We start from the raw sequence: 5,508 nt of genomic DNA on the forward strand, positions 1-5,508 counted from the left end.
TTCTTTAGGAAAGGTCTTGACATTATTGTTAATTTCCCCTATAATTCCCGTCCACAAACGCTGATAGGCCTTGAGTTAAGGTTTAGAGTTTGAGTTTGAGATCATTGAAAACTAAGCAGGTTAGCGGTTCGAGCGATGCTTCGAGACGTTGACCTATAATGTCAACACAATACAACAACCGTCTATTTACTTTGATTGTTTTTAGTAACAATCACCAAAAAGCAAATAGATAACAATTTATGAAGCCAATGATTTTATATCTTGGGTCACATGATTAAACAAACCAATTATGGAGAGTTTGATCCTGGCTCAGAGTGAACGCTGGCGGCGTGCCTAACACATGCAAGTCGAACGATGATGGAGGAGCTTGCTCTTCCTGATTAGTGGCGCACGGGTGAGTAACGCATAGGTAATGTGCCCCTTAGTCTGGGATAGCCACTGGAAACGGTGATTAATACTAGATACTCCTTCTCATTATAAGATGAGTCGGGAAAGTTTTTCGCTAAGGGATCAGCCTATGTCCTATCAGCTAGTTGGTGAGGTAACGGCTCACCAAGGCAATGACGGGTATCTGGTTTGAGAGGATGATCAGACACACTGGAACTGAGACACGGTCCAGACTCCTACGGGAGGCAGCAGTGAGGAATATTGCACAATGGAGGAAACTCTGATGCAGCAACGCCGCGTGGAGGATGACGCATTTCGGTGTGTAAACTCCTTTTAAGAGGGAAGATTATGACGGTACCTCTTGAATAAGCACCGGCTAACTCCGTGCCAGCAGCCGCGGTAATACGGAGGGTGCAAGCGTTACTCGGAATCACTGGGCGTAAAGGGTGCGTAGGCTGACTTTTAAGTCAGGCGTGAAATCCAATGGCTTAACCATTGAACTGCGCTTGAAACTGGGAGTCTAGAGTTCAGAAGGGGCAGATGGAATTAGTGGTGTAGGGGTAAAATCCGTAGATATCACTAGGAATATCAAAAGCGAAGGCGATCTGCTGGGATGATACTGACGCTGAGGCACGAAAGCGTGGGGAGCAAACAGGATTAGATACCCTGGTAGTCCACGCCCTAAACGATGAATGCTAGTCGTCGGGGTACTCGTTACTTCGGTGATGCACTTAACAGATTAAGCATTCCGCCTGGGGAGTACGGTCGCAAGATTAAAACTCAAAGGAATAGACGGGGACCCGCACAAGTGGTGGAGCATGTGGTTTAATTCGAAGATACACGAAGAACCTTACCTGGCCTTGACATGGTAGGAACCCTTAAGAGATTAGGGGGTGCTAGCTTGCTAGAACCTACACACAGGTGCTGCACGGCTGTCGTCAGCTCGTGTCGTGAGATGTTGGGTTAAGTCCCGCAACGAGCGCAACCCTCGTCGTTAGTTGCTAACAGTTCGGCTGAGCACTCTAACGAGACTGCCTTCGCAAGGAGGAGGAAGGTGAGGACGACGTCAAGTCATCATGGCCCTTACGGCCAGGGCTACACACGTGCTACAATGGGGCGTACAAAGAGCTGCAATACCGCGAGGTGGAGCCAATCTCTTAAAGCGTCTCTCAGTTCGGATTGTTCTCTGCAACTCGAGAACATGAAGCTGGAATCACTAGTAATCGTAGATCAGCTATGCTACGGTGAATACGTTCCCGGGTCTTGTACTCACCGCCCGTCACACCATGGGAGTTGATTTCACCCGAAATCGGGATGCCAAACTGGCTACCGCTTACGGTGGAATTAGCGACTGGGGTGAAGTCGTAACAAGGTAACCGTAGGAGAACCTGCGGTTGGATCACCTCCTTTCTAAGAGTAACGAGGAGTCATTCATTTGACTGCCTCATCTTAAAAAATCTCACAGAAGTATTGTCTTGACCGTTACCCTGCTTAGTCTTCAGTGATCCATCGTTATTTGACATAATACAATGGGTTTGTAGCTCAGCTGGTTAGAGCACACCCCTGATAAGGGTGAGGTCGATGGTTCGAGTCCATTCAAACCCACCATGAATCACTTATGGGGAATTAGCTCAGCTGGGAGAGCGCCTGCTTTGCACGCAGGAGGTCAGCGGTTCGATCCCGCTATTCTCCACCATGTGTGATAGGGTCAAAGAAGTCTGATTCAAGTACTTAAATGAAGTATTTGAATTAGACTTTTAAAGTCTAATGTTATTTGAATTATTATTGTTAAGTCGTCAACTAAATATACATAGAGCAATCTATGAAATATTTAATTCTAAGAAGTAAAATTTTTAGAACGTAACTACAAACACATTTCACCGTCTTATGTTTAGTAAGGCGGTGAGCGCAAATTAGAAAAAGATATTAAGGGCCATAGGTGGATGCCTTGGCTGGTAGAGGCGATGAAAGACGTACTAGGCTGCGATAAGCCTCGGGGAGCTGCCAAGAAGCTTTGATCCGGGGATTTCTGAATGGGGCAACCCACTGTATCGAGAGGTACAGTACCCTTCGGGGGGCGAACCTAGGGAAGTGAAACATCTCAGTACCTAGAGGAAAATAAATCAAACGAGATTCCCAAAGTAGCGGCGAGCGAAATGGGATATAGGACAAACCGATGGCTTGCCATCGGGGTTGCGGACTGCATACGGCATTGTGAGTCGATAGAAGAACCATCTGGAAAGTTGGGCCATAGAGGGTGATAGCCCCGTAATCGAAATTGACAAACAGCTAGCAGGATCCAGAGTAGGTCGGGACACGTGTTATCTTGACTGAAGCCGGGGGGACCACCCTCCAATCCTAAATACTACTACCAGACCGATAGCGAACCAGTACCGTAAGGGAAAGGTGAAAAGAACCGCGGTGAGCGGAGTGAAATAGAACCTGAAACCTATGGCTTACAATCATTCAGAGCCCCATTCTTTATGAGGGGTGATGGACTGCCTTTTGCATAATGAGCCTGCGAGTTGTGGTGTCTGGCAAGGTTAAGCAAACGCGAAGCCGTAGCGAAAGCGAGTCTTAATAGGGCGAATTAGTCAGATGCTGCAGACCCGAAACTAAGTGATCTATCCATGAGCAGGTTGAAGCTGGTGTAAGAGCCAGTGGAGGACCGAACCGATGGGCGTTGAAAAGCCCCCGGATGACTTGTGGATAGGGGTGAAAGGCCAATCAAACTTAGTGATAGCTGGTTCTCTCCGAAATATATTTAGGTATAGCCTCGAGTCGTAACATGAAGGGGTAGAGCACTGACAGGGCTAGGGCTGCTCACCGCGGTACCAAACCCTTTCAAACTCCGAATACTTCATGCGTAATCTCGGGAGTCAGGCGGTGGGTGATAAAATCAATCGTCAAGAGGGGAACAACCCAGACTAACAGCTAAGGTCCCAAAGTTACATCTGAGTGGAAAAAGATGTGGAGTTGCTGAGACAATCAGGAAGTTGGCTTAGAAGCAGCCATCCTTTAAAGAAAGCGTAACAGCTCACTGATCTAGCGATTCTGCGCTGAAAATATAACGGGGCTAAGATGTACACCGAAGCTTTAGATTCTCTTTTAGAGAGTGGTAGGAGAGCGTTCCAAACAGCGTTGAAGGTATACCGGTAAGGAGTGCTGGAGCGTTTGGAAGTGAGCATGCAGGCATGAGTAGCGATAAAAGCAGTGAGAATCTGCTTCGCCGTAAACCCAAGGTTTCCTACGCGATGCTCGTCATCGTAGGGTTAGTCGGGACCTAAGTCGAGTCCGAAAGGGGTAGACGATGGCAAATCGGTTAATATTCCGATACCGACAATTGTTCGTTTGAGTGATGGGGGGACGCATAGAGTTAATCGAGCTCACTGATGGAATAGTGGGTCGAAGGACGTAGGCTGAAACACAGGCAAATCCGTGTTTCGTTAGGCCGAGATCTTACAGGCTCTTCAAGGACTTCGGTCTGCGAGGAGAATCGATGATACTGTCGTGCCGAGAAAAGCCTCTAAGCGAGAACAATTGTCGCCCGTACCGTAAACCGACACAGGTGGGTGAGATGAGTATTCTAAGGCGCGTGGAAGAACCCTGGTTAAGGAACTCTGCAAACTAGCACCGTATCTTCGGTATAAGGTGTGCCCATAGTATGTGAAGGAGCTTGCCTCTGGAGCAGAACCGGGTCGCAGCAAAGTGTCCCTCCCGACTGTTTACCAAAAACACAGCACTCTGCTAACTCGTAAGAGGATGTATAGGGTGTGACGCCTGCCCGGTGCTCGAATGTTAAAAGGATGTGTCAGCGCAAGCGAAGCATTGAATTGAAGCACGAGTAAACGGCGGCCGTAACTATAACGGTCCTAAGGTAGCGAAATTCCTTGTCGGTTAAATACCGACCTGCATGAATGGCGTAACGAGATGGGAGCTGTCTCAACCAGGGATCCAGTGAAATTGTAGTGGAGGTGAAAATTCCTCCTACCCGCGGAAAGACGGAAAGACCCCGTGCACCTTTACTATAGCTTGACATTGCTATTGGGATACTCATGTGCAGGATAGGTGGGAGCTGTTGATATTGTCACGCCAGTGGCAATGGAGGCATCCTTGAGATACCACCCTTGAGTATTCTGATAGCTAACTCGCATCAGTTATCCTGATGGAGGACACTGTCTGGTGGGTAGTTTGACTGGGGCGGTCGCCTCCTAAAAAGTAACGGAGGCTTACAAAGTTCGGCTCAGAAGGGTTGGAAATCCTTCGTAGAGTATAATGGCATAAGCCGGACTGACTGTGAGACAGACAAGTCGAGCAGAGTCGAAAGACGGTCATAGTGATCCGGTGGTTCTGTGTGGAAGGGCCATCGCTCAAAGGATAAAAGGTACGCCGGGGATAACAGGCTGATCTCCCCCAAGAGCTCACATCGACGGGGAGGTTTGGCACCTCGATGTCGGCTCATCGCATCCTGGGGCTGGAGCAGGTCCCAAGGGTATGGCTGTTCGCCATTTAAAGCGGTACGCGAGCTGGGTTCAGAACGTCGTGAGACAGTTCGGTCCCTATCTTCCGTGGGCGCAGGAGAGTTGAGGAGAGCTGACCCTAGTACGAGAGGACCGGGTTGGACGTGCCACTGGTGTACCAGTTGTTCTGCCAAGAGCATCGCTGGGTAGCTACGCACGGATGTGATAACCGCTGAAAGCATCTAAGCGGGAAGCCAACTCCAAGATGAACTCTCCCTGAAGTTCCCTTGAAGACTACAAGGTTAATAGGCCAGGTGTGTAAGAGCGGTAACGCTTTCAGCTGACTGGTACTAATAGAACGTTCGTCTTTATCTATGCTCACCGCCTTATTAAGCATACAGGTGAAATGCAATGTACGTTACGATCTGACGACTTAACAATGAAAATAAATTACTCTAAGTACTTAGAGTGAAGCTCATCTAGATGACTTTCACTCTGAGTGCTCAGGTGGCTATAGAGAGGGGGAAACGCCCGGACCCATTCCGAACCCGGAAGCTAAGACCCTCATCGCTCATAATACTTGTCCTTTCAGGGCTGGAAACGTAGGTCGCCGCCTGGCTCTCAGAATTTCTTCTTCTACTAAAATAATCAAAAAAAACTT

The 5,508-nt window shown here is 48.4% G+C and carries 2 tRNA genes and 3 rRNA genes; all 5 read left to right on the top strand.

Annotation, left to right across the window (positions count from 1 at the left end):
* The first annotated feature begins 286 nt into the window (after positions 1 to 286).
* The 5 genes from CJD30_RS11695 to rrf all read left to right on the top strand — a co-directional run bounded on the left by CJD30_RS11695 (position 287) and on the right by rrf (position 5,466).
* Positions 287 to 1,797: ribosomal RNA gene (locus CJD30_RS11695) — 16S ribosomal RNA — on the top strand.
* A gap of 121 nt (positions 1,798 to 1,918) precedes the next feature.
* A tRNA-Ile gene (locus CJD30_RS11700) sits at positions 1,919 to 1,995 on the top strand.
* A gap of 12 nt (positions 1,996 to 2,007) precedes the next feature.
* Positions 2,008 to 2,083 (top strand) — tRNA-Ala (locus CJD30_RS11705).
* Between the two features lie 220 nt (positions 2,084 to 2,303).
* A 23S ribosomal RNA gene (locus CJD30_RS11710) occupies positions 2,304 to 5,222 on the top strand.
* 128 nt (positions 5,223 to 5,350) lie between these two features.
* Positions 5,351 to 5,466 (top strand): 5S ribosomal RNA (gene rrf / locus CJD30_RS11715).
* The 16S, 23S and 5S rRNA genes sit together here with 2 tRNA genes alongside, the layout of an rRNA operon.
* Positions 5,467 to 5,508 lie beyond the last annotated feature (42 nt).

This window comes from Sulfuricurvum sp. PD_MW2, assembly GCF_002633015.1.
Taxonomy (GTDB): Bacteria; Campylobacterota; Campylobacteria; order Campylobacterales; family Sulfurimonadaceae; genus Sulfuricurvum.